Source organism: Shewanella sp. ALD9 (assembly GCF_002836315.1).
Lineage (GTDB): Bacteria > Pseudomonadota > Gammaproteobacteria > Enterobacterales > Shewanellaceae > Shewanella.
Genome location: NZ_PJCD01000001.1, coordinates 692,663 through 715,196 on the forward strand (window position 1 = coordinate 692,663; position 22,534 = coordinate 715,196).

Consider the following 22,534-nt stretch of genomic DNA (forward strand, 5'->3'; position numbering starts at 1 on the left):
TCGATGTTTCTTGTGCACTTGATTGGTGCCTTAATGTTAATAAATAAAAGAGTAAATAAAATAAAAGCTATATATAACAGTATTTTGAAAAAGTGGCCTAATGATTGAATTAACTCATCCAACAAATTAATAACAATTACATTTTTTCACACTTTTGGAGGTCGAGATGAAACTCGTCAGCGCTATCATCAAGCCATTTAAATTGGATGATGTCCGTGAAGCCATTGCAGGCATGGGCATTGAAGGTATGACTGTTACTGAAGTAAAAGGCTTTGGACGCCAAAAAGGTCACACTGAACTTTATCGTGGGGCAGAGTATCAAGTGGACTTTCTTCCTAAAGTAAAATTAGAAATTGCCACCAAAGATGAAAATTTGGACATGCTTATTGAAGCCATTACCAGTGCTGCACATACCGGCAAAATAGGTGATGGAAAAATTTTTGTGACTGATTTAGAACAAGCGATCCGTATTCGTACGGGTGAACTTGATAACGAAGCATTATAAGGAGGCTGCTATGGAAGAATTAACTCAATTAGGCCTGACGGTAACTGAACTACGTTTTGCATTAGACACGTTCTATTTCCTCATTTCAGGTGCGTTAGTTATGTGGATGGCAGCGGGTTTTGCCATGTTAGAAGCCGGCTTAGTTCGCTCAAAAAACACCACTGAAATATTAACTAAAAACGTGTGTTTATATTCAATTGCATGTGTGATGTTTTTATTCGTCGGATACAACATCATGTATGTCGACAATGTAGAAGGTGGTTTCATTCCTTCTTTTGGTTCGTTAATCGGTTCGCAAGCCGATGGTGCAGACCATGCTTTAGAATCAGACTTTTTCTTCCAAGTCGTGTTTGTTGCTACGGCAATGTCGATAGTATCTGGTGCTGTGGCTGAACGGATGAAGTTATGGTCTTTCTTAGCTTTTTCGGTCGTCATGACCGCTGTTATTTACCCTATTGAAGGTTACTGGACATGGGGTGGTGGATTCCTCTCTGAAGCTGGTTTTGTTGACTTTGCTGGTAGTGGCATTGTGCACATGGCTGGTGCTGCAGCTGCAGTATCTGGTGTGCTGCTTCTTGGTGCTCGTAAAGGTAAATATGGTGAAAATGGCCAAGTTCATCCTATTCCAGGCTCTAACTTACCAATGGCTACTTTAGGTATGTTCATTTTATGGATGGGTTGGTTTGGTTTCAACGGTGGTTCACAGCTGTTGGTTTCAGATGCTGAAAACGCCAGTGCTGTCGCTAAAATCTTTGTAAACACTAACTCTGCCGCCGCATTTGGTGCAATCTCAGCGCTTATTGTGTGTAAAGTTGTTTGGGGTAAAGCTGATTTAACCATGATTTTAAACGGTGCGTTAGCGGGTTTAGTGGCAATTACTGCTGATCCTTTATCACCTTCATTGTTAATGGCCGGTGTAATTGGTTTGGTTGCTGGTGCAGTTGTTATCTTCTCAGTGATTGCATTTGACCGAATTAAAATTGATGATCCAGTCGGTGCCATTTCGGTGCACGGTGTTGCGGGATTCCTTGGACTAATGTTAGTACCATTATCAAATGCCGATGCTAGTTTTGGCAGTCAGCTATACGGTGCTGCGGTTATCTTCATTTGGGTATTTACCACATCGTTACTGGTATGGTTTGTATTAAAAATGACTATGGGTATCCGTGTGACAGAAGAAGAAGAGTACAACGGTATGGATGCTTCTGACTGTGGAGTAGATGCTTACCCTGAGTTTGTGAGTGTGAAAACCGCTGGCTAATGAGTTTATTAGCTAACATAGAAAACAGAACCTTAGGGTTCTGTTTTTTTTGTAGATTAATAACGTTATTACTGACTCAATTGAGGTAAATAAAGGGCCATGTGCCAGCTTAACGTATACACTATTAGATGATGAAATCTGTGATGAGGTGATGATGAAACCAATACTGATAAATTTATTAATGGGATCTTTGTTATTAAGCGCAGCAAGCTATGCTGGCACCGTTGTGGTGCGCCAGTCATCAACGCCTTTTGATGCTTTTGCTGTTCGCGACAGTGTATTACAACAGCACGAATGGCAAGAGTTGTTAAGACAGCAACAGCAGATAATGATTTTGCAATCACTGCCTATTGGTTGTTTAGCCGTGACGTCACCATTTCATTATTTTAGCTGTGGCAATCAATTTTATCGTCCCTACGAATATCAAGACACACAACTTTTTATCCAAATAGATCCTCCTGTTAGTGTAAATCCTCCTCAGTAGCTAATAAGCCATTACAAACTTGTAGTGGTTGTTTTGGCCTAATGGGCATCTATTGACTATGCTTTTAGATAGCGTATTCCTATCTGAGGGCTGAATAATGTTTACTCATCACCCAAAAAAGACAGAGGTTAATTCCTTTACCAAGGATGACCACTTACGACTTCAATGGACCCATCTACTGCTTGTTGCTTTACTTTTCAGCATGAGCGCTTGTCAATCAACTCAGCCCCAAAACAAAGCAATCAAGATTACTGACCTATTTCATGATGAAATGTTCATGCCTGTTGAGACTGTGGCTATTGATGATATTTATCGTTTACCTGATAAGTTTGTCGCACAATTTAGGCGACAGTTTCAAGCAGATAGTACTCTTCGCAGTCAAAATATTCTGGCTAATGAATGGTTGGCTCAATATATAGGCGCACAAGATGGTGGTTTTGAGTACCGTGATAATGTTACCCGCTCAGCCAGTGAAACGGTGCTTAATCGTCAAGGTAATTGTATGTCTTTGGTTGTGTTATCGGCGGCGTTGGCTGATGCGTTAAATGTGCCCGTGGAGTTTAATGACATAGATGTAGAACCCGTTTGGGATAGGCGAGGTGGTTTTTATTTAGTTAATGGTCACGTTAATTTACGTTTGTTACCTCCAAGGGCTAATAACACTGTGTTATTTAGAGGTACTGATGTTCTAGTGGACTTTTTGCCTGAACGCTCTGTGCGTGCTTATCATAAAAAAACAGTTAATAAGCGCCAGCTAACCGCGATGTTTTATAATAATATTGCAGCAGAAGCGTTAATTAAAACTGATTTTGATGCGGCTTATGCACTGGTTAAAAAAAGCATTCAATTGGATCCGCAATATGTGGCGGCCATCAATACTCTAGCGGTTATTTATCGACATAAGGGCTACGAAGTTGAGGCTGAATATGCATATCGTTTAGCGTTACAAATTGACTCGCAAGATTTAACCACATTATACAATTTGGCGTTGATTTTAGGTGAACAAGGGCGTTTAGATGAATGGGCGCAAATACATAAAGTGCTTGAACTCGCGAGAATAAATAATCCGTTTTACTATTTTGACATGGCTCAACAAGCGTATTTTGATAAGCAATATCAAGATGCACTCATATGGTATAAACGAGCAGTTGATAAAGCGGATTATCGTCATGAATTTTATTTTGGGTTGTCTAGGGCTTATTGGGCAACAGGTGAAGAGCGTCTGGCTGAGAAAAACCTTAAACGTGCGTTAGCCTTAAGTGATAGCAATAATAAGCAACGTTACCAAATTAAGCTGCAAGCGTTTAAACAAAATTAGTACCTTTAAGGTATTTGATACTGCGGTTGATAATTGTTTTGTTCAGCTAGATCGAGTATCTCTTGGTAGCGATATGACTGTTTGAGTGTCGTAATGGCACTATCTACTCGGTTAGTCGTTTTTTGATCATAACAGGCAATTTTACGTTGAGCAGGGTCAAAGAGTGCCACTTCTGTTACTGGTATGCTGGTATCGAGTTTTGATTTGAGTAAATGACGATAATATTCAAATATTCGTCTTTCTAAAACAATGACCTCCACATATCCATTAAATAACATCACCACTTGGCTTTTCTGATTGGTGATTTCACTGTAGTTAGGGTTGGCATTCGCGATGTCTTTAAACTCATCACCTAAGTATTGTTTTGAATTTTGGAATCCTAAAATAGACAATGCGCTAAGATCGGTAATTTGTTCAATCTTAAGGTTATTTCTAGATAAGTAAAACACGCTATTTTGATATTCAAGCAAGCTCTGTGTATAAAATAGTCCTGCCACGTTATCGGGTGCATTGATCATGCAGTCTATTTTATTGGTTTTGACTAGGCGCTGCGCACGCAAATTAGGCGCATGCACAATCTCTTTTATGTCTATATTTTCACTGTCCAGAGCTGCCTTCAGAAGGTCATACTGCACACCAGTGTTTTCATCGGTAAAGAAGTAGGGTGCAATACTGTTACTGGTAGAGAAACTGATGCTATTAATGATCGGAATCAACGTTGTATGGTAATTTTGCGAGTGGAGTTCGACTAATTCGTGCGTATCATCGATGGGATCTACTGACGTGGCAATCGCAGGATTGCAAAGAGTTAACAATGAACCTAATAAAAAAATATTAAAATATTTCAATCTGTTATCCTCCTCTGGATAGCTTGCCAAGTATTAAGTTGCTCATCTTCCTTGTATTGAGTTAATGATGTTAATCATTAAAGTAAAGCATATTAATATCATCAGAGTGTCTTTTTTATGAGACAGTTTATTTTAGTGATATTTGGTGCTAAAAAATCAATGTATAAGTGTATTTCATACTCGGTTTACGGGGTAGCCAAGTGAGCTCAGTTGCTATTGCTTCCTATTACGTATTCCCAATCACATACTGATAGTCACTACTATCGGCACTGATGAATAATACTTGATTGATTTGTCGATAGATACTGGTTAAATTGATGATTCATGTTCATTTTTTCGATGGTTTTTTATCATTTTTAATGAATCGTATCAGCTGATTTATTTATTGAATCAGACTCATAAGACGTTTTGCCGGAGTTGTAACCACTATGCATTATCAAAATGACGATATTCGTATCGATGAAATAAAAGAATTGCTTCCACCCATTGCGATTCTAGAACGATTTCCGGCAACCGAACATGCATCATCAACTGTTTTCAATGCGCGTAACAGTATTCATCAAATTCTAGCCCGTAAAGATGATCGCTTATTAGTGGTGATTGGCCCTTGTTCAATTCATGATCCTGTTGCCGCCTTAGAGTATGGTCAACGCTTAGTTAAATTGCGGGAACAGTATAAAAATCAGCTTGAAATTGTCATGCGAGTGTATTTTGAAAAGCCGAGAACGACAGTAGGTTGGAAAGGGTTAATTAATGATCCGTATATGGATAACAGTTTTCAATTAAATGATGGTTTACGGACCGCTCGTAAATTACTCGTTGATTTAAATGACTCTGGTATACCAACAGCAGGTGAGTTTTTAGATATGATCACGCCTCAATATGTTGCTGACATGATGTGTTGGGGCGCTATTGGTGCACGTACTACCGAATCTCAAGTACACCGTGAACTATCATCGGGGCTATCTTGTCCAGTAGGATTTAAAAATGGTACCGATGGAACCATTAAAGTGGCTATTGATGCCATTGGAGCTGCGAGCGCTCCACATCATTTCTTGTCGGTCACTAAGTTTGGTCATTCAGCCATAGTGTCAACCAAAGGGAATCCAGATTGTCATATTATTTTACGTGGAGGTCGGGCGCCTAATTATAGTGCCGAACACGTGTCCGATATTGCCAAGCAGCTGGCTAAATCTGGTTTGACAGATAATATTATGATTGATTTTAGCCATGCTAATAGTAGTAAAGATTACAAGAAGCAGATGATGGTTGCCGATGATGTTGCAGGGCAAATATCTCAAGGTAATCATGCTATTTTTGGTGTGATGGTTGAAAGTCATTTAGTTGAAGGACGCCAAGACCTTATTGAAGGTAGTGCATTGTGTTATGGACAGAGCGTAACAGATGCTTGTATCGGCTGGGATGATACAGAGTCACTTTTAGCAACACTAAATAAGAGTGTACTTGACCGTCGTAAAGCTTGATATTTGATTAGTTACACCTAAAAAAATAAGGCGCACAATGCGCCTTATTTTTTTATATGTTGTACTAAGTATTCATTGGCCTTAGCTAAACTGCCAAACGCTGAAATAAGATTATCACGTCCTTTATCTTGCAGTTCAGGGTTACCTGATTCAATCATCATCCATACCCATGTTTGTATTAGTTGTAATGGTGGGTATTGAATTTTCGAGCTATCCAACATAAAGCATCCTTTAAACTAGTAAATCGTTGTTTGTTTATTATCAAACAGGCGTTTATCTGTGCTTGAAGAGTAACAAATTCTGCTGACAGAAATAACTCTATTTAGCTTAAAAAAGCATAAAATGACTAAAAAAATTTAAAAAGTAGTATTTTAGTCTGTGTGATTTCATTCATTGATAGTTCTAAAGTACTATTTACCTGACGCTCAAATAGCCCTTTTATGATAAACATGAGTGTGGGCTTAATCCATAGTAATGTGACCGATGTCTGATTAGAAAATGACATATAATAAGACAATCAATATTAGGTCGTGGCGAACTGCCTATAGCAGTGGTAATTAATTGGAGCATAAATGAGACCTTCTGCGTATTTCGAAGGCCCGGTAGGGAAGTTAAATTGGCATGTTTTAAGATTATTATGGCCATATTTATTAGAATTTAAAGCACGAGTGTTGTTAGCAATGATTTGCTTAATCGTTGCTAAAATTGCGAGTGTTGCACTGCCATTTATTCTGAAAGAATTAGTCGATACGCTTGATAAGCAATCTTCAGCCCAGCTCATCGCAGTTCCTGTTGGATTGGTGCTAGCTTACGGCATGGTACGTTTGCTGAATGTTATAATTGGCGAGATACGAGATACGTTATTTGGCCGTGTTACCGAACGCGCTATTCGCCGCCTTGGAAGAGCCGTTTTTGAACATTTACATCGGCTCGATCTTGATTTTCATTTAGATCGCCGTACTGGCGGCCTGTCTCGTGATATTGAACGCGGCACAAGTGGCGTCAGTTTTTTAATGCGCTTTATGGTATTTAATATTGTGCCAACCCTGCTTGAGATTGCCTTAGTGATCGGTATTTTCTTTTATAACTATGGCGCCAGTTTTGCACTGATCACTTTATTTTCTGTGGTGGCCTATATTGGTTATTCAATTGTGGCGACAGAGTGGCGCACCGGTTATGTGCGCGATGCTGCGAGAGCTGACTCGCTGGCTAATACGCGTTCAATCGATAGCTTGTTAAATTATGAAACTGTAAAATATTTTAACAATGAAGAATTTGAGTCACAACGGTATGATTCCGCACTTGAACAATGGGAAGTTGCAAAGCGAAAAAACCGTTTATCATTGTTTGCTCTTAACGGTGGACAAGCATTAATTATTGCTGTTGCGATGACGGCTATGATGGCGCTGGCGGCTTATGAAGTGAGCCAAGGCTCGATGACAATTGGTGACTTTGTTCTCATTAATGCTTTTATGATGCAGCTGTTCATTCCATTAAATTTTTTAGGCTTTGTTTACCGTGAGATCCGTGGGGCATTAGCCAATATTGAACGTATGTTTGATATTTTAGACAAACAACCACAAGTGTTAGACCGCGTCGATGCTATTGAAGCCAGTCCAACTGTCGGGGCAATAAAGTTTACTGATGTGAGCTTTCATTACGACCAACGCGCTATTTTAAACAGCGTTAGTTTTGATGTGCCAGCAGGGAAAAAAATTGCCGTAGTGGGCGACAGTGGCGCAGGTAAGTCAACTATCATTAAACTGTTATTCCGCTTTTATGATGTTGACCGTGGGTCTATCACTATTGATGGTATTGATGTGCGTCAACTTAGCCAACAGGCCTTACGAAGAGCCATCGCCGTGGTACCGCAAGATACTGTGTTATTTAATGATTCTATTTATGAAAATATTAGGTATGGTCGCTCAGATGCGACTCACGATGAGATTCTCGCGGCGATTAAATTGGCTCATTTGAGTGACTTTATTGAATCATTGCCGGATAAAGGTAACACCAAGGTCGGTGAGCGAGGATTAAAGCTCTCCGGCGGCGAAAAGCAACGTGTTGCTATTGCACGCGCGGTGTTGAAAGGAGCGCCTATTTTAGTGTTCGATGAAGCCACATCTTCATTAGACTCACGCTCAGAGCAAGCCATTTTGAGCGCCTTGCGAGATGCAGCCAAAGGCCATACAAGTTTAGTGGTCGCCCATCGTTTATCGACCATTATTGATGCTGACCAAATCGTTGTATTGAGTAAAGGTAAGATTGTTGAACATGGAACTCATACCAGTTTGTTAGCTCAACAAGGGCTTTATGCTCGGCTTTGGCATATTCAACATGAACAAAAAGATCTGCCAAATGATTAAGGGTTGGTCAATGGATATCGCGCTATGATGTTGTCGGGTAAAATACTGTCGTTGCCACAAATAAAAATCTCTCTATAGCGTAAACACTCAGTATCTGACTACTTTAACAGCGCTGAGCGGTGTTTAAATCGTCTGGATATATTTAACGCGAATGAATCTTTTGACGACAGTGATCAACGCAGTTAATCTATAGCCTAACTTGTGGGTTATTTATTCCAGATAACTTTATTTTTCAATCAATTGGATTTTATCAAAGGTGCGAATTCGTGTATGGAGGTGACTTGTGCATAATATTGCGTTAATTGCGGCGCTAGAAGGCACCCGACATCAAGTGACAACCGATTGGTTTGCTATTATGGCAATGCTTAAAACGCGTAACATGTCTGATGATGCTATTAAAATAGTTTATAACGACTTATGTGCCGGTTTGAGAGTAACGACTCGAGGACTCACTTTAGCTAAAGCAATGAACAAAGACCTTGATAAAAACATTATTAAACAAAGTGATGATCCGCAGGACATGCTTTCTTAGTTTACATCGCGTTAATCAACTTATGTTGGTTCATTGATTTGCACATTATGCAGATAAAGTGATATCAACGGATGTATTTTGACATGTTCAAATGACTTTAGTCGTTAGTATTTGGCTGGTTTACGGTATCAAATACTTGGAAGAAGATAGGAATTATAGTGAGTTGATTCAATGGTAACGAGTGCTGCTACTAATGATCAAAAGCTTACTTTTTCTGCCAACCAATACAGACCATTTTTATGAGTGCAGCTGGAGAAGGATCTAAAGTTAAGCGTTTGATTTTTCCTTGTTCAAAACACACAAATTCACCTTCGATTTCTGTCATTCGATTACAGTTTTTACAGCTTAAACTTAAGCTTTTGACATTTAGATCTGCTGCATTCGTTTTTATGTTCAACACGAAATCCCCTGAATTGATGCCTCTTTAAAATCACATTAATACTGCTTATTGTGATCGATATCAAAGTATATTGTACACCTATTCTTAAATTCGGCAAAGTAATCCGCTGAGTGCCCCCCAGTAATCCGCTCAGCGCACCCAAGTTATTCACTGGGGTTGAGGTTTAATTTATTGCATATGTCGGTAATGTTTATCGAGAGTGACCGCTACACCCGTTGATTGCACTATTCGGGCATGATGGCGGGTTAAGTATCTTGGGTCGGTTACACCACATGAATGTGCGATCATGGTTAAATCGTAATGTAAGAAATGATTGTAGTTTGCGACGCGTGCAGATTTATCTTTTGGATCCAAGCCTTTTTGCAATCGTATATTATGGGTCGTTATACCGGTTGGGCAGGTGTCTCGGTTGCACTGTAACGATTGAATGCAGCCCAAGGCAAACATGTTTCCGCGAGCTGAAGCAATAAAGTCGGCGCCAGTGGCTAATGCCCATGCCACGTATGACGGCATGATCATTTTACCGGTCGCAATCACTTTAATGCGTTGTTTAAAGCCGCGTTCATTAAGTAAATCAACCAGTAACGGTAAACTTTGGCGCAATGGTAAGCCGACATTATCCATTAAGGCTTGTGGTGCCGCGCCCGTACCACCATCTGAACTGTCTAAGGTAAAAAAGTCTGGCGCATATTCAATACCACGACGTTCAATTTCATCTAGAAATTCTGTAACCCATGACATGTCACCTAATACCGCTTTAATACCGGTTGGTTTACCACTGATATCTCTTACTTGATTGATCATATCGACAATGTCAGCAACATTATGTAATTCAATGTGGCCATTGGGGCTTATGGAGTCTTGTCCTGCTGGGATACCGCGAATGGTTGCGATTTCTTCGGTGACTTTTATCGCCGGTAAAATACCACCTTTGCCAGGCTTAGCACCTTGGCTTAATTTAATTTCGAACATTTTTACTTCAGGATGAGCGGCAATATCGGTCAGTTTTTGTGGGTCTAAATGACCATGCTCGTTACGCACACCATATTTAGCGGTACCTATCTGAAACACTAAATCACAATGTCCTTTTAGATGATAAGGACTTAACCCACCTTCGCCAGTATTGAGCCAACAGCCTGCTTTTGCTGCACCATGGGATAGTGCTGTAATGGCTGGGCGAGACAAGGCACCAAAGCTCATGGCCGAGATATGGCAAATTTTATCGGTTGTGTAAGGGTGTTTACATTCAGGACCAATGATTACTGCGATGGTTTGGTGAGTGTCATGATCACTGACGGGGAATGCTGAGTTCATGAACATTACCGCACCCGGTTTATCCAGAACTTGTGTCGACCCAAACGCAATTGTCCTGTCAACATTTTTAGCTGCGCGATATACCCAACTACGTTCGGCTCGATTAAACGGCAGTTCTTCGCGATCTTGAGAAAAAAAGTATTGTCTAAAAAACTCACCTTGTTTTTCAAATATATATCGAAATCGACCGATAACAGGGTAGTTGTGTCGAATGGCTTGTTTGGTTTGCAGTTTATCAGCGATAAACATGTAAATTACAGCGATCAGTAATAACCAAAATAACACTAAGAAAAGACCAGAAAAAATATCTATTCCCCACATGAACCAATGTTGTTGCGGCATGTTGTTATTCCTATTTGGCTATCAATCTGATTACCATATTAGCAGATGTTCATTTGGGCAAGTTAAATTGATGATGTTAATCAACAGGCTATTCTTTAGTAAAATTGATATAAATAAATTTCTCTTAATTGTTTTAATTTATGACTTTAGAAATGATTTTTTTGGTCGATAATTAAGCTATCGGTCATTGTATGCGAGCTAATATCATGGAAATTAAACAATCAAATAGCAGTAATGCCAGTCCACTGCGTGACAATAAAACAGTTAATACATCGCAAACTTCATCAAGCCACCAAGCTGAGAAAAATTCCCCGGTTGAGCCTAAGTTAACCAGTAATCAGCTAAGTCGACAAATGATGAATAATTCGATTTTAGCGGCGCAAGAAGAAGTCAGTATTGCTGCGGGTGATAAGTCTATGGCATTACTTTACCGTGCCGCGATTGAAGCCATTAATGAAGAGCTTGCGCCAACACTGGGGGAGAACTCAGTCCAAAAGAGTATTGAAAGTGGAGTGGATTACTCTCCTGAAGCGACAGCCGATCGTATTGTCAGCTTTGCCACAAATTTCTTCTCGGTACATCAACAACAAAATAAATCCATGGGGTTTGATGAGCAAGTTAGCAGTTTTATGGTGAAAATTGGTGATGCTATTGATCAAGGTTTTAAAGAGGCTAGCGATATCTTATCTGGGCTCAAAGTATTAGAAGGCGATATTGCAGTAGGAGTCGATCAAACCTATGAGCTCATACAGCAAAAACTTGCTCAGTTTCAACAAGACCGCCTAGATGCCCATTCAGCTAAGCAAGATTCATCAACTACGTAAACTTAGCTCTGTTCTTTTAAGTGAGTTAATCGCGTGTGATTATTCACTATAGATATAAATCGGGGAGGCTTTTAATTAAGCAAATATCTGTATAGATTGGTATTATAGTAAATACATACGCCAGTCTAAAAGGAACAAAGTCATGTGGATTACCGGTACCGTGCTAAAACGCATTGATTGGAATGATAAATTATTCTCGTTGCGTATCAAAGCCGATGTCGAACCTTTTATCGCAGGTCAGTTTATTAAGCTCAGCCAAATGCGTGATGATAAACGTGTCGCGCGTGCGTATTCGCTTGTAAATCCCCCCGGGACTGATTATGTCGAGGTGCTGGCTGTTGCGGTAGAGGATGGTCAGTTATCTCCAGATCTAAAAGCATTAAGCCCAGGTGATACCATTCAAATCACGCCCAAAGCGACCGGTTTTATGACCTTAGATGAGGTGCCTAAAGGGGCATTGCAAGGTAAACACCTATGGCTGTTATCAACAGGCACTGCAGTGGGGCCTTTTATCTCTATGCTTGCAACCGATGAGCCTTGGCAACGCTTTGAAAAAGTCGTGCTAGTTTATGGTGTAAGACTTGGTGAAGATTTAGCTTATTTAGAAACGATTAAACAGTTTATTAGTCAATATCCTCAACAGTTTGTGTTTATTCCCATTGTGACCCGTGAAGAATATCCCGAAGGCTTATCATGTCGTATTCCTGATGGCATTAGCAGCGGATTAATTGAACAGAAAGCAGGCTTAGGGATTAATGCGGAACATTCTCAAGTGATGATTTGTGGTAACCCAGGAATGATAAATGATGCGCAAACCGCTTTAGTTGAAAAAGGCTTAGTAAAAAATCTTCGACGAGCGCCTGGACAAATTACGGTCGAAAAATACTGGTAGTGTTTTGGTCAATCATAATTCCATGATAGTGGCTTAAGCTTGCCATATTGGCTTACAGCATAACAATTTGATGTTTTAGCCTTGGCGTTTTAACCGCTGAATGTGAAACAGCACTTGCTCCTTTTGATATGATCACTTACCCTGTTGCAATTGATAACCATTATCAATTGCGCCGATGGCGGCGGAATATTGATTCAGTTAAGGAGCGTTGATTAATGAAATTGCTAAAAAGTGTCGCATTATTAGGCTTGGCTTGTGTTGCTTCTTCTGTGAGTGCTGCAGATGCATTAACGGTTTATTCTTATCGCCAAGCTTTCCTGATTGAACCTATTCTAGAAAAGTTTACCGAGCAAAGTGGTGTCGACGTAAAGGTTGTTTTTGCTAAAGATGGCATTGCAGAACGTATGGTGCGTGAAGGTCGCCTATCTCCCGCTGACGTGGTGTTAACATCTGACTTCTCTCGCTTAATGGAATTAGTGGAAAAAGATCTTGTTTCTCCCGTCGACAGTGCGGTGATTAATAGCAATATTCCCCCTCAATATCGGTCACAACAGAACAATTGGTATGCGCTGACGATGCGTGTTCGTAATCTGTATTCTTCAAAAGAGCGTAGCGGTAAAATTGACATCGATTACGAAGACTTAGCTTCAGTAGAATACAAAGGTAAAATTTGTACCCGCAGCGGTAAACACCCTTATAACGTCGCATTAGTGGCGTCGATGATTGCCCATGACGGTGAAGCGAAAACGAAAACCTGGTTAGAAGGGGTAAAAGCTAATTTAGCTCGTAAGCCTCAAGGCAATGATCGTGATCAAGTATTAGCAGTTAAAGAAGGCATGTGTGACATTGCTATCGGTAACAGCTACTACTATGGCAACATGCTGATGGATAAAAATCAGAAAAGCTGGGCTGAAGCGGTTGAAATTAACTTTCCTAATCAACAGAACCGTGGTGCTCATGTAAACGTATCAGGTATGGCATTAGCCAAACATTCACCGCATAAAGATAATGCGATTAAGCTAATGGAATTTCTTACTTCAAACGTTGCACAGAAAATGTATGCTGAAGTTAATATGGAATATCCGGTAAAGGCTGATGTCGAACCGTCTGAATTAGTGGCGTCATGGGGTGATTTTAAAGCCGATAGTTTGCCTATCTATAAGTTGGCTGAATACCATCAAGACGCTGTAAAACTGCTTGATGAAGTGAAATTTGATCTTTAATTGAAGCTTGTTTAAACATTATCAGCGCATTATCGATATGATTGATAGATTGATAGATTGATAGATTGATAGATTGATAGATTGATAGATTTATTGATGGTGCGCTAAGTTAACTCGGTATTATTTATGATTTTAGGTTTAACCAGAAGCTGGTCGCTTGCTGGTTATTTTATTACGGCAATATTAATCTTGCCACTGATTGCCTTAATTGTGCAGTCCACTCTTCCTGATCAAGCTGTATTTAGCCATTTATTCAATACAGTGCTACCGACATACATAGTCAATAGTTTATTGCTTATGTTGTTGGTTGGACTCGGAAGCCTACTTTTAGCGATTCCTGCTGCTTGGTTAATTGCCCGTTGTGACTTTCCCTTTCGCCGTTACTTTCAATGGCTACTCCTTCTCCCGTTAGCGATGCCAGCCTACATTGTGGCTTATGTTTATACCGACATGCTTGATTATGCAGGTCCGGTGCAACGTGTATTGAGGGCTTGGTTTGACTGGCAATCTCCCCACGACTATTACTTTCCCGCGATACGCAGTCTTGGCGGAGCAGCGATAATATTATCGTTAGTATTGTTTCCTTATATTTATTTATTAGCGCGTACTGCGTTTATGGAGCAGTCTTCCAGTTTGTTATATGCATCGCGTGTCATGGGATGTAGTCCGTGGCGCAGTTTTTGGCGTCTTGCGCTGCCAATGGCAAGACCCGCTTTGGCTGTCGGCGTTGCACTTGTGGCAATGGAAACCGCAGCAGACTTTGCCACCGTGAGTTATTTTGCTGTACCGACATTAACCACAGCAGTTTACGACACGTGGCTCGGCTATGGCAGTTTAACCGCGGCAGCAAAGCTGTCAGCCATTATGCTGTTAGTGGTATTTTCTATGATTGGGGTTGAGCGTTTTGCCCGGCGGAAACAACAATTATTTCAAAAACAATCTTCTCTTAATGAAGCTGACAGATATGTGTTGTCACCAAAAATGGCTTGGGTCGCATTAGGCTATTGCGCTGTTTTGTTATTTACAGCCTTTTTATTACCTTTCATTGTGTTGTGTGGATATGCTCTCGATTATTTCAATGAAAGTTGGGATGTTCGATTTTGGCAGTATAGCCTAAACAGTTTATATATTGCCGCTATTGTCAGTGGTGTGTGCGTAGTCCTATCATTGATATTAATGTTTGTACGCCGTGTGAGTCCGCGACAAAGTGATCAGCTTCCCGCAAGATTGAGCAGTACTGGTTATGCTTTACCGGGAACGGTGTTGGCGATTGGTGTATTAGTACCTCTGACGTTTATCGACTTTGCGATTAACGATATTTACGATTGGTTTGGCGCCCAAGGCCCAGGTTTATTGCTGACTGGCAGCGTGTTTGCACTGATTTTTGCTTTTTGTGTTCGTTTTATTGCTATATCCATCGGCAGTTTAGAAAACAGTTATAAACGTATTTCCCCTTCTTTAGACATGGCGTGTATTACCTTAGGACGAACGCCTACTCAGCTACTATGGCGAGTACATTTGCCTTTATTACGCAAAGGGATTTTTGCCGGTGCTTTGTTAGTGTTTATTGAAAGCATGAAAGAATTACCCGCAGCGTTATTATTGCGTCCTATAGGATTTGAAAACTTGGCGACTTATGTTTTCCAATTTGTCTCAGATGAAAAACTAGAACATGGCGCATTGGCCGCTATTGTGATTGTGTTAGTTGGGCTTGTACCCTTGATTTATCTTAATCGCTCTATGGAGCAACAAGGCTAATTATGTCAACCTTAACCATTGAAAATGTTTGCAGCGATTATCACGGTCAAGTGGTGTTGCGCCATTTAGATCTTACCTTGGCGCAAGGTGAAATTGTCGCATTATTAGGCCCCAGTGGCTGCGGCAAGACAACACTGCTGCGCGCGATTGCGGGCTTACAAGCCATTAGCAAAGGTTGCATCAGCATCAATGGGCAAACGCTGAGTGGTGATGGTGTGTTTGTTGCGAGCGAGCAACGTGGTGTGGGAATGATTTTTCAAGACTATGCCTTATTTCCGCACTTAACCGTGGCAGACAATATCTTATTTGGGGTTAACGAACTCAATCGTACTGCGCGGTTAGCTCGATTAGAAGAAATGCTCGAGTTGGTTAAATTAACCGGGTTGGCATCGCGTTACCCGCATGAATTATCAGGCGGTCAACAGCAACGAGTGTCGATTGCACGTGCATTGGCATATCAACCAGAATTATTATTGCTAGATGAACCTTTTTCCAATATCGATGCGCAAGTTCGTAACGATATGATGTTAGAAATTCGCGCCATATTGAAACAACGTAATGTCAGTGCCGTGTTTGTGACTCACAGTAAAGATGAAGCATTTGTGTTTGCAGATAAACTGGCTTTATTTAAGGATGGCGCCATTATTCAGCATGGTAAAGCCGAAACCTTATACAGTGCACCAACTGATCGCTACGTTGCCGACTTTTTAGGCGCAGGTAATTATTTACCTGTTACGGTCACCTCCAGCCATCAAGTGCACTATTCTTTGGGCGATCTTAGCAGCACAGAAGCATTGTCTTTACCTGTTGGCAGCCAAGGGCAATTATTATTGAGACCACAGCAAATTGAGTTACATCCTTGTATCAATGGCCGAGGATGCATTGTCGAAAGGCATTTCCTTGGTACGGTATGTCATTATCAGGTCCAAATTGGCGATGATATTTTGGACGTCAGTAGCCAATCAACGACGTTAATGCCCGGTCAACGAGTGGACATAAATATTACAGCGCATCCACTGGTGATTTTTAATTAACTATCAATGCTGTAATTTTAATTGTCCAGCCTGTAGTGAACCTTAGTTCGGGGAAAGTGGTTATCAAATTACCCTTTGTTTGCTAAAAGTGTTGCTAACAGTACGTTATTAACTTGTAATAACGCTGCTTTAAACACCCCAGCAATAAGATACTTACCTCATGCTTGCAAAATAATGGCTAATTTTACGATGACATAGGCTAAATATCTGATTTAGGGCTTACTTTTTGGCCCTTAACTCTAGTGAGTTCGTTAACAATTGTAATGAATGATCAAGCTGTTATCTGCACGAATATGAATACAATATGTATTACAAACGGGCTAAATGTGAGTACACTTCAAGTAATTTAAATTTGATTAAGTTAATCTAATGATTAGCTTAACTGGTAAGAGATGTTAATCGCCGTCGAATAACATCAAAACGTTAAATTATCACCGTTTAGGCCGACATTTAGTATTAAGATGGATGAAGTTAATATGGGTAACCAAGTTATGCCTCGTGAACAGTTAGGAATTTGCGCAGAAGGGAATTTACACAGTGTGTACTTGATGTTTAATGCCAACGATGGTGTTGAAGATCAGTTACGCCCATCTATTGCTAATGTAGCGCAGTATATTTATGAACTCACGGATCAATATGCCGACAGTGCTTTTAATGGCTTTGTGGGTATTGGGGCTAATTTTTGGGATACCTTTTATCCAGAATCTCGCCCTGCATTATTAAAACCTTTTCCGGCCATGAGTGAAGGTAACCGTGATGCACCTGCAATGGAATATGATCTGTTTATTCATATCCGTTGTGATCGCTATGATATTTTGCATCTTGTCGCCAATGAAATTAACCAAATGTTTGAAGATTTGGTCGAGTTAGTCGATGAGGAACGTGGCTTTCGCTTTATGGACAGTCGTGACTTAACTGGTTTTGTTGATGGTACTGAAAACCCTAAAGGACGCCATCGTCAACAAGTTGCACTTGTCGGTGATGAAGATCAAGAATTTGTCTCTGGTAGTTATGTTCATGTTCAAAAATACATGCATAACTTAAGTAAGTGGCATCGTTTACCGCTTAAAAAACAAGAAGATATTTTTGGTCGTACCAAAGTTGATGATATTGAGTATGAATCAGAAGATAAGCCATTAACCAGCCACACAAAACGAGTTAACTTAAAAGATCCACACGGTAACGCATTAGAAATTTTACGTCAAAGCATGCCATATGGTTCGATTAGAGAACAAGGATTGATGTTTATTTCAGTATGTCGTACACCGGATCACTTCGAACAAATGCTCCGCAGTATGGTGCACGGTGATGGTCACGGGAATCATGATCATTTGATGTTGTTTACTAAAGCGCTGACTGGGTCGTCTTTCTTTGTGCCATCATTGGATTTTTTAACTCAATTTGATGATGCGTAAACGCCAGTTTTAGGTAATAAAAAAGCAATGCCATGGCATTGCTTTTTTATTGAAATGGTTTTTTATTCACTATAGTTGAATAAAGATCTAACCGTTTCTAATGTCTCATCAATGGTTTTAATACTTGCTGGACAGATGAAAATAGTATCATCACCGGCAATAGTACCTAATATCCCTTCTGGTTTGCCTATTGAATCGAGCAAACGGGCGATTAATTGCGCAGCACCAGGGCTAGTTCTTACCACGATCATGGCTTGGTTATGATCGACATCCAATACCAAATTTTTAACTGGGCTACCCGCAGTAGGTACGCCTAGCTCGGCAGGGAGGCAATACACCATCTCTTGCTTAGCGTTGCGAGTGCGTACAGCACCAAATTTGCTGAGCATACGTGATACTTTAGATTGATTAATATTACCGAATCCTTCGGCTTGAAGCGCATTAACAATCTCGCTTTGGCTTCCAAAACGTTCTTCTTTGAGAATCGCTTTAAAAGTGCGTACGAGCTCATCCTGATTTCTTGTCGCTGGCATAGTGATAATTCATCTTATAGTTGTTATTCAAAAATCTAGCACATTTTGAATAGATTGACTTATTAAGTCAAGAAAGAATCAGATTTATTGAATAAAAATTCATTTTTTAATGGAACTTTAAACTGACACTAATAACTAATCCGGCGACTCATTTAAACCATAGGCTTTAGGATAAGGGTAACGATTGTTTTGTCAGTACCAATAGCGTATCACCATTTATAGACAATAGATTGAGTTTTCCTTTAGAGAAATCAACTTGTTCTACCAATGAAATCGCTTGCATCAGTTCAGCTTCTTGGGTGATTAAACTATCGATACAGGCTTTCATAGTCGAACCTGATGGTGCAAGTTGAAGCAAGTGACCTTGTTGGGCGTAACGACCAAAAAATTGATTACAGCTATTATTACCTGTCAGTTCACCGTTTGGAGCAAAAACTAAATTTGCTGGGCTATTATTAATGGTAGGAGTGTCGAGGACGACTTCTACATGCCAAGTACCAATTAATTGTTCATTTGAGACAATTTGAGTGTGGCTTTGACAAGCACTAAGGCCTAAAAATATAACAGTGGCGCCGAGAATATGCTTTATCATGTTGAGAGATTTCCATATACCAAAAAATTGCCGTTATTCTACTACTTGAGTGTGAATAAGAGCGTAAATAATTGTAATGTTTTGGATTAATGAACATTATTTAACGTATTAAAGAGTCGCAAATGATCAAATTAGTTAAAGTGTTACATTTCGTCGGTTTAATCATGTTGTTGGTGGGTGTCGGCTTATATTGGCAAAGTGATATCGGTCAACAAGTCAGTGGGATGTTGGTCATTGCTTCACTCATTGGCGTGGGAACACTAATTATGTCTCCGCTGCCCGTTGCGCTAGTGATAGAATGGGCTAAGAAACAATCTCCCAATTCAGGGTCAAAGGAATAATCATTGTCATTTATTATCCGTAAGGCGTTATTAACCGATGTTGCTGCTATTGTGCAGTTAGAACGAGCCCATGTTGATGATGAGTTGGTAGGTTCAAATAGCCAACTTCATGCTCATTCATTTACCAAAGCAGAGGTGAGCCAGTTGATAAATCAACATTGGTTTATCGTAGCTGAAGAGCAAGGGGTGATCATTGGATATGTGATGGCGGCAAAATGGTCATTTTTTTCCTCGCAACCATTGTACCGACATATTATTCAAAAACTTAAGTTTGCCGATTTAAATGGACAAGCTTTATCGACGACTAACACGTGCCAATATGGACCCGTTTGGATACAAGAATCAAAACGCGGCCAGGGAGTTTTTTCGGCGCTGGTTACCGAATTAAAAAAACAAGTGGCAGATACCTTTCCATTTATGGTGACGTATGTTGCCGCTGACAATGCGCGTTCGTTGGCAGCACATCAACAAAAAGCCGCAATGACAGAGATTGATCAATTTCGTTTTGAACAACGTGATTATTGTTTACTGGCCACAGCTAATATTACGTGATCGTTATACTAAGGGGTGTTGATAAAGTGGTTATTTATGAGGAATATTATGAGTACTAACTTTGAAGCACTCTTTTCACCCTATTTGGATTTAAGGTTATCTGCATTTGACAATATGAAGCTAATAGCCGCGGTGTTGACTGATGCGACAGAGTTGTATGAGTGTGTCGAAGCCGATTTACAAAATCCAGATGATCCGCAATTGCAGCAATCGGGGTATTTTGTGCGCTGGCAAGACATGTGGCTATTTTGTGGCGTAACCAATAATTATCAAGCAGCGATTGCGCTATTTACCGATGTCGAGCGGATTAACTTAGCGTCTATCAGTGTCAAAGTAGTGCCCGTAATGACAATGCAACAAGTGTCGTTTATGTGTATTGAAAGTTCACATTTCGATCATTGTTAACGAGTTCGATCACCTTGTACTTATGCTGACTTAGTTTGATTACGCTTAAGTCTATTTGGGCTAAATTTATTGTTGTGCAATAGCCTTGAGAGGCTTTAATACGATCTAGATTTTGTCTGAGTTTGGCTCATTGAGCTTATTGAGTTAGATTATTAATCTAGATTATTTATCGGGATCATTGAGCTGCATCAACACTAGTGGTCGTTGTTCACTGTGATAGCGACGATACAACTGAGTGATGTCTGCTGGTATCGCTGATAAATCATTTTGACCTATCACGACATTTTGATCTATAACGATAAAGTGCTGCTGTTGATATAAGCCAATTAACCACGGATGAGCAAACAAGAAGCAATTTTTAGCGGTTAATTTGGGCGCGATAAATTTCAATAACTGAGTTGAAAGCTGTTGTCCACGGTAGTCAGGGTGAACCAATAATCCATTGATTAATTGATATTGGCCAATAGATTTAACTCTTACCGCAGCGATTATTTTTTGCTGGCTTATATCAACTTCATCAGTAGCTGGTGGGCTTAGATGATGAATGACAGCCACAGACTCTTTCTGAGCTAATCGAGCATAAGGCATATGTTGACGATAGAATAACTTGATTGCAGACCACTGTTTAATGGCTGGCAAGTTAATGGCTGGAATGTTAGTAACAGGGCTGTTTATCGCACAGGGGTTAGTTGCCGTTGATGGCTGGTGGTTTGCTGTTATCTTTGTGTTTAGCCAAGTGGGTTGATACATAATCTGAGCCATTGTTGAGATTAAATGTTGAGATTAAATGTTTAGATCAAATCATTGCATTGCCAATGATAGATAAAATAAAACCGCCAGTTGGCGGTTTTATTTTTTATCGTGTTAGCTTAATACAGACACTAGCTTAAGACGATAATTATGCTGGCTGATTATAAACCTGCATCTGCACGAAGTGCTTCAGCTTTATCGGTCGCTTCCCAAGGGAAGATATCACGGCCAAAGTGGCCATAAGCAGCAGTTTGCTGATAGATTGGGCGTGCCAAATCTAGCATTGCTGTTAAGCCGTATGGACGTAATTCGAAGTGTTGGCGTATTAATTTAATCAATACTTCTTCTGATACTTTACCTGTACCGAATGTTTCAATACTAATAGACGTTGGCTCTGCAACACCAATAGCATATGACACTTGTAGCTCACAACGGTCAGCTAGACCAGCAGCAACGATATTCTTAGCCACGTAACGTGCAGCATAAGCCGCACTACGGTCTACTTTTGATGGGTCTTTACCAGAGAAAGCACCACCACCATGACGAGCCATACCGCCGTAGGTATCTACAATAATTTTACGACCAGTTAAACCACAATCACCAACAGGGCCACCAATCACAAAGCGACCAGTAGGGTTGATAAAGTATTTAGTGTTTTTGTTTAACCATTGAGCAGGTAATACCGGCTTGATGATAGTTTCCATTACCGCTTCAATTAAATCAGCTTGACTCACGTCTTCACGATGTTGAGTTGATAATACAATCGCATCAATACCGATGATTTTGCCATCATCATAAGCAAACGTTACCTGGCTTTTAGCATCTGGGCGTAACCAAGGCAGTGTGCCGTCTTTGCGTACTTCAGACTGACGCTTAACTAATTTGTGCGCGTAAGTAATCGGTGCAGGCATTAATACATCAGTTTCATTGCTGGCATAACCAAACATTAAACCCTGATCACCAGCACCTTGCTCTGCAGGGTCTGAACGATCAACACCTTGATTGATGTCTGGTGACTGTTTGCCTATGGCATTAAGTACCGCACATGAATCAGCATCAAAACCCATATCTGAATTGGTGTAACCGATTTCGCGTACGGTTTTACGGGTAATTTCTTCAATGTCTACCCAAGCAGAAGTGGTGACTTCACCGCCCACTAATACCATACCGGTTTTGACATACGTTTCGCACGCAACACGAGCCTTTGGATCTTGCTCAAGTATTGCGTCTAATACCGCATCAGAAATCTGATCGGCGATTTTATCTGGATGACCTTCTGAGACAGACTCAGAGGTAAACAAGTGCTTTGCCATAATAGGAGAATCTCGTTGGTTGCATTTGAATATACGTCTAGACGTCTA

Annotated in this window: 24 protein-coding genes; 16 read left to right on the plus strand and 8 right to left on the minus strand. The window is 40.3% G+C overall.

From position 1 onward, the window contains the following. The first annotated feature begins 166 nt into the window (after nucleotides 1–166). From glnK to CXF88_RS03230, 4 genes are all read left to right on the plus strand, one after another. Entirely contained in the window at nucleotides 167–505 is a 339-nt protein-coding gene (glnK, locus tag CXF88_RS03215; protein ID WP_011636110.1) for a P-II family nitrogen regulator, read from the plus strand. Between the two features lie 10 nt (nucleotides 506–515). Continuing rightward, entirely contained in the window at nucleotides 516–1,766 is a 1,251-nt protein-coding gene (locus CXF88_RS03220; protein ID WP_101085306.1) for an ammonium transporter, read from the plus strand. 154 nt (nucleotides 1,767–1,920) lie between these two features. Further along, nucleotides 1,921–2,250 carry a hypothetical protein gene (locus tag CXF88_RS03225; RefSeq protein WP_101085307.1) on the plus strand — a complete coding sequence of 110 codons (330 nt, stop codon included), beginning with the start codon at nucleotides 1,921–1,923 and terminating at the stop codon, nucleotides 2,248–2,250. Between the two features lie 277 nt (nucleotides 2,251–2,527). Further along, entirely contained in the window at nucleotides 2,528–3,568 is a 1,041-nt protein-coding gene (locus tag CXF88_RS03230) for a hypothetical protein (protein ID WP_242445084.1), read from the plus strand. 5 nt (nucleotides 3,569–3,573) lie between these two features. Here CXF88_RS03230 and CXF88_RS03235 read toward each other — a convergent pair whose 3' ends face one another. Next, a complete protein-coding gene (locus CXF88_RS03235; protein WP_101085309.1) occupies nucleotides 3,574–4,416 on the minus strand; it encodes a transporter substrate-binding domain-containing protein in 843 nt (280 codons plus the stop codon). Nucleotides 4,417–4,844: 428 nt separating this feature from the next. Between CXF88_RS03235 and aroG the strand changes: the two genes are divergently transcribed. Continuing rightward, on the plus strand, nucleotides 4,845–5,900 hold the full coding sequence (gene aroG / locus CXF88_RS03240) for a 3-deoxy-7-phosphoheptulonate synthase AroG (protein WP_101085310.1): 1,056 nt from the start codon (nucleotides 4,845–4,847) through the stop codon (nucleotides 5,898–5,900). Between the two features lie 44 nt (nucleotides 5,901–5,944). On the opposite strand, the gene CXF88_RS03245 is transcribed toward aroG, so the two are convergent. Continuing rightward, entirely contained in the window at nucleotides 5,945–6,121 is a 177-nt protein-coding gene (locus CXF88_RS03245; protein WP_011636116.1) for a hypothetical protein, read from the minus strand. A gap of 351 nt (nucleotides 6,122–6,472) precedes the next feature. On the opposite strand from CXF88_RS03245, the gene CXF88_RS03250 reads away from it, so the two are divergent. Both CXF88_RS03250 and CXF88_RS03255 read left to right on the plus strand, forming a co-directional pair. Further along, a complete protein-coding gene (locus CXF88_RS03250) occupies nucleotides 6,473–8,266 on the plus strand; it encodes an ABC transporter ATP-binding protein/permease (protein ID WP_101085311.1) in 1,794 nt (597 codons plus the stop codon). 283 nt (nucleotides 8,267–8,549) lie between these two features. After that, nucleotides 8,550–8,798, plus strand: coding sequence for a hypothetical protein (locus CXF88_RS03255; RefSeq protein ID WP_101085312.1), 249 nt, complete (start codon nucleotides 8,550–8,552; stop codon nucleotides 8,796–8,798). Nucleotides 8,799–9,003: 205 nt separating this feature from the next. On the opposite strand, the gene CXF88_RS03260 is transcribed toward CXF88_RS03255, so the two are convergent. Then, nucleotides 9,004–9,195, minus strand: a complete 192-nt coding sequence (locus CXF88_RS03260; protein WP_101085370.1) for a hypothetical protein — start codon at nucleotides 9,193–9,195, stop codon at nucleotides 9,004–9,006. 171 nt (nucleotides 9,196–9,366) lie between these two features. Beyond that, nucleotides 9,367–10,854 carry an FMN-binding glutamate synthase family protein gene (locus CXF88_RS03265; protein WP_101085313.1) on the minus strand — a complete coding sequence of 496 codons (1,488 nt, stop codon included), beginning with the start codon at nucleotides 10,852–10,854 and terminating at the stop codon, nucleotides 9,367–9,369. A gap of 206 nt (nucleotides 10,855–11,060) precedes the next feature. On the opposite strand from CXF88_RS03265, the gene CXF88_RS03270 reads away from it, so the two are divergent. From CXF88_RS03270 to CXF88_RS03295, 6 genes are all read left to right on the plus strand, one after another. Continuing rightward, complete coding sequence (locus tag CXF88_RS03270) at nucleotides 11,061–11,678, plus strand: DUF5610 domain-containing protein (RefSeq protein ID WP_101085371.1); 618 nt, start codon at nucleotides 11,061–11,063, stop codon at nucleotides 11,676–11,678. A gap of 142 nt (nucleotides 11,679–11,820) precedes the next feature. Then, complete coding sequence (locus CXF88_RS03275) at nucleotides 11,821–12,570, plus strand: ferredoxin--NADP reductase (RefSeq protein ID WP_101085314.1); 750 nt, start codon at nucleotides 11,821–11,823, stop codon at nucleotides 12,568–12,570. A gap of 215 nt (nucleotides 12,571–12,785) precedes the next feature. Next, entirely contained in the window at nucleotides 12,786–13,793 is a 1,008-nt protein-coding gene (locus tag CXF88_RS03280; RefSeq protein WP_101085315.1) for a Fe(3+) ABC transporter substrate-binding protein, read from the plus strand. Nucleotides 13,794–13,919: 126 nt separating this feature from the next. Next, nucleotides 13,920–15,551 (plus strand): iron ABC transporter permease, encoded by a 1,632-nt coding sequence (locus CXF88_RS03285; RefSeq protein ID WP_101085316.1) that lies wholly within the window; start codon nucleotides 13,920–13,922, stop codon nucleotides 15,549–15,551. Continuing rightward, on the plus strand, nucleotides 15,551–16,585 hold the full coding sequence (locus tag CXF88_RS03290) for an ABC transporter ATP-binding protein (protein WP_197708405.1): 1,035 nt from the start codon (nucleotides 15,551–15,553) through the stop codon (nucleotides 16,583–16,585). Before CXF88_RS03285 ends, CXF88_RS03290 begins: the two co-directional genes overlap by 1 nt. A gap of 476 nt (nucleotides 16,586–17,061) precedes the next feature. After that, nucleotides 17,062–18,000, plus strand: a complete 939-nt coding sequence (locus tag CXF88_RS03295) for a Dyp-type peroxidase (protein WP_101085318.1) — start codon at nucleotides 17,062–17,064, stop codon at nucleotides 17,998–18,000. A gap of 62 nt (nucleotides 18,001–18,062) precedes the next feature. On the opposite strand, the gene argR is transcribed toward CXF88_RS03295, so the two are convergent. Then, a complete protein-coding gene (argR, locus tag CXF88_RS03300; protein WP_011636127.1) occupies nucleotides 18,063–18,533 on the minus strand; it encodes a transcriptional regulator ArgR in 471 nt (156 codons plus the stop codon). A 166-nt stretch (nucleotides 18,534–18,699) separates the two neighbouring features. Then, complete coding sequence (locus CXF88_RS03305; protein ID WP_101085319.1) at nucleotides 18,700–19,125, minus strand: META domain-containing protein; 426 nt, start codon at nucleotides 19,123–19,125, stop codon at nucleotides 18,700–18,702. A 122-nt stretch (nucleotides 19,126–19,247) separates the two neighbouring features. Between CXF88_RS03305 and CXF88_RS03310 the strand changes: the two genes are divergently transcribed. The 3 genes from CXF88_RS03310 to CXF88_RS03320 are packed head-to-tail and all read left to right on the plus strand — an operon-like array spanning nucleotide 19,248 to nucleotide 20,423. Next, complete coding sequence (locus CXF88_RS03310; protein ID WP_101085320.1) at nucleotides 19,248–19,466, plus strand: hypothetical protein; 219 nt, start codon at nucleotides 19,248–19,250, stop codon at nucleotides 19,464–19,466. A gap of 3 nt (nucleotides 19,467–19,469) precedes the next feature. Next, entirely contained in the window at nucleotides 19,470–20,018 is a 549-nt protein-coding gene (locus CXF88_RS03315; protein ID WP_101085321.1) for a GNAT family N-acetyltransferase, read from the plus strand. Between the two features lie 48 nt (nucleotides 20,019–20,066). Then, nucleotides 20,067–20,423: a hypothetical protein gene (locus CXF88_RS03320; protein WP_101085322.1), complete on the plus strand. Its 357-nt coding sequence runs from the start codon at nucleotides 20,067–20,069 to the stop codon at nucleotides 20,421–20,423. Between the two features lie 162 nt (nucleotides 20,424–20,585). Here the strand turns inward: CXF88_RS03320 and CXF88_RS03325 are convergent, their stop codons facing one another. Together CXF88_RS03325 and metK are read right to left on the minus strand one after the other, a co-directional pair. After that, entirely contained in the window at nucleotides 20,586–21,173 is a 588-nt protein-coding gene (locus tag CXF88_RS03325) for a GNAT family N-acetyltransferase (protein WP_157822767.1), read from the minus strand. A gap of 161 nt (nucleotides 21,174–21,334) precedes the next feature. Beyond that, complete coding sequence (gene metK, locus CXF88_RS03330; RefSeq protein ID WP_101085324.1) at nucleotides 21,335–22,486, minus strand: methionine adenosyltransferase; 1,152 nt, start codon at nucleotides 22,484–22,486, stop codon at nucleotides 21,335–21,337. Between the last annotated feature and the right edge of the window lie 48 nt (nucleotides 22,487–22,534).

What these genes read in the sequence shown, in the direction of transcription:
- glnK (WP_011636110.1), top strand. Translation starts at nt 167, where the DNA reads ATGAAACTCGTCAGCGCTATCATCAAGCCATTTAAATTGGATGATGTC.
- CXF88_RS03220 (WP_101085306.1), top strand. Translation starts at nt 516, where the DNA reads ATGGAAGAATTAACTCAATTAGGCCTGACGGTAACTGAACTACGTTTT.
- CXF88_RS03225 (WP_101085307.1), top strand. Translation starts at nt 1,921, where the DNA reads ATGAAACCAATACTGATAAATTTATTAATGGGATCTTTGTTATTAAGC.
- CXF88_RS03230 (WP_242445084.1), top strand. Translation starts at nt 2,528, where the DNA reads ATGCCTGTTGAGACTGTGGCTATTGATGATATTTATCGTTTACCTGAT.
- aroG (WP_101085310.1), top strand. Translation starts at nt 4,845, where the DNA reads ATGCATTATCAAAATGACGATATTCGTATCGATGAAATAAAAGAATTG.
- CXF88_RS03245 (WP_011636116.1), bottom strand. Translation starts at nt 6,121, where the DNA reads ATGTTGGATAGCTCGAAAATTCAATACCCACCATTACAACTAATACAA.
- CXF88_RS03250 (WP_101085311.1), top strand. Translation starts at nt 6,473, where the DNA reads ATGAGACCTTCTGCGTATTTCGAAGGCCCGGTAGGGAAGTTAAATTGG.
- CXF88_RS03265 (WP_101085313.1), bottom strand. Translation starts at nt 10,854, where the DNA reads ATGCCGCAACAACATTGGTTCATGTGGGGAATAGATATTTTTTCTGGT.
- CXF88_RS03270 (WP_101085371.1), top strand. Translation starts at nt 11,061, where the DNA reads ATGGAAATTAAACAATCAAATAGCAGTAATGCCAGTCCACTGCGTGAC.
- CXF88_RS03275 (WP_101085314.1), top strand. Translation starts at nt 11,821, where the DNA reads ATGTGGATTACCGGTACCGTGCTAAAACGCATTGATTGGAATGATAAA.
- CXF88_RS03280 (WP_101085315.1), top strand. Translation starts at nt 12,786, where the DNA reads ATGAAATTGCTAAAAAGTGTCGCATTATTAGGCTTGGCTTGTGTTGCT.
- CXF88_RS03285 (WP_101085316.1), top strand. Translation starts at nt 13,920, where the DNA reads ATGATTTTAGGTTTAACCAGAAGCTGGTCGCTTGCTGGTTATTTTATT.
- CXF88_RS03295 (WP_101085318.1), top strand. Translation starts at nt 17,062, where the DNA reads ATGGGTAACCAAGTTATGCCTCGTGAACAGTTAGGAATTTGCGCAGAA.
- argR (WP_011636127.1), bottom strand. Translation starts at nt 18,533, where the DNA reads ATGCCAGCGACAAGAAATCAGGATGAGCTCGTACGCACTTTTAAAGCG.
- CXF88_RS03305 (WP_101085319.1), bottom strand. Translation starts at nt 19,125, where the DNA reads ATGATAAAGCATATTCTCGGCGCCACTGTTATATTTTTAGGCCTTAGT.
- CXF88_RS03310 (WP_101085320.1), top strand. Translation starts at nt 19,248, where the DNA reads ATGATCAAATTAGTTAAAGTGTTACATTTCGTCGGTTTAATCATGTTG.
- CXF88_RS03320 (WP_101085322.1), top strand. Translation starts at nt 20,067, where the DNA reads ATGAGTACTAACTTTGAAGCACTCTTTTCACCCTATTTGGATTTAAGG.
- CXF88_RS03325 (WP_157822767.1), bottom strand. Translation starts at nt 21,173, where the DNA reads ATGTATCAACCCACTTGGCTAAACACAAAGATAACAGCAAACCACCAG.
- metK (WP_101085324.1), bottom strand. Translation starts at nt 22,486, where the DNA reads ATGGCAAAGCACTTGTTTACCTCTGAGTCTGTCTCAGAAGGTCATCCA.